This window comes from Stenotrophomonas sp. S39, assembly GCF_016624665.1.
Lineage (GTDB): Bacteria > Pseudomonadota > Gammaproteobacteria > Xanthomonadales > Xanthomonadaceae > Stenotrophomonas.
Genome location: NZ_JACVTT010000197.1, coordinates 1 through 1,292, shown reverse-complemented (window position 1 = coordinate 1,292; position 1,292 = coordinate 1). Strand labels below are relative to the sequence as shown.

General features: G+C 72.4%; 1 protein-coding gene. It reads left to right on the top strand.

Annotated elements, in window-relative coordinates; translation table 11 throughout:
* On the top strand, positions 1–1,292 hold a 1,292-nt coding region (locus IAE41_RS22275), incomplete at both ends, for a type VI secretion system Vgr family protein (protein WP_200734602.1).

Below are 1,292 nucleotides of genomic sequence, written 5' to 3'. Positions count from 1 at the left end.
GGCACCGAATCGGTCTGCGGCGACAACCGCCTGCAGATCGACTGCCTGGCGACTGACGCCTTCCTCGACCTGGCGCCCTGGTTGGAGCAGCCGCTGACCCTGCAGCTGCGCCAGGCCGACGGCGCGCTGCGGCAGTGGCATGGCCTGTGCACCGAGGCCGCGCAGCTGGGCAGCGATGGCGGCCTGGCCCGCTACCGCCTGATCCTGGAACCCTGGACCGCCCTGCTACGCCTGCGCCGCAATGCGGTGATCTTCCAGGATCAGGACACCCGCGCCATCTGCGAGCAGATCTTCGGCGACTACCCGCAGGCGGTATTCCGCTTCGACGTGCAGGCCGAACTGCCCGTGCGTGCGATCACCACCCAGTACCGCGAAACCGACTGGGCGTTCGTCACCCGGCTGCTGGCCGAAGCCGGCCTGGCCTGGCGCATCGAGCAGGCGCAGGGCGATGAGGCCGCACACACCCTGGTGGTATTCGAGCCGGGTGCGGAGCTGCCGGACAGCGGCACGTTCCGCTTCCACCGCGCCGACATGGCCGAGGCCAGCGACGGCATCACCGCCTTCGCCGAGCGCCAGCAGCTGGTGCCCAACGCCAGCACCGTGGCCAGCTGGCACAGCGAGCAGGTCAACGCCGTGGCCGCGCAGTCCAGCGCCGATGCCGGCACCCTGCCCGCGCTGGAGGTCTACGTGCAGCCGCGCGCCGGCCGTTTCGCCCAGCCCGGCTGGGCCGACGCCGAGGCACAGGCGCGGCTGGATGCGCTGCGCGTGGGCCAGGTGCTCTACAGCGGCAGCGGCAGCGAGCGCCAGCTCGGTGCAGGCACCACCTTTGCCCTGTCCCAGCACCCGCAGCATGCCGGCCAGACCTTCCAGCTGCTGGCCGTGCAGCACGTGGCGGTGAACAACCTGGACCAGGGCATCGCCGAACTGCTGGGCAACACCGCGCTGGAACGCGGTGCCTACCGCAACAGTTTCATCGCCACCGGCGCCGACGTGCCGCTGCGCGCCCTGCCGCTGGACCGCCCCACCCTGCACGGCCCGCAGACCGCGCGCGTGGTGGGCGTGGCCGATGCCGCGCTCAGCCCCAACCGCGAACACCAGGTGCGCATCCAGTTCGGCTGGCAGCGCGGCAGCAAGCCCAACCCGGGCGGCCTGAACGACACCGGCAGCGCGCAGCCCGGCCATGCCCCCGGCGACCACACCAGCGGCAGCTGGGTGTCGGTGGCCGAATGGGTGGCCGGGCCCAACTGGGGCACCGCCTTCCTGCCGCGCGTGGGCGCCGAGGTGCTGGTGGA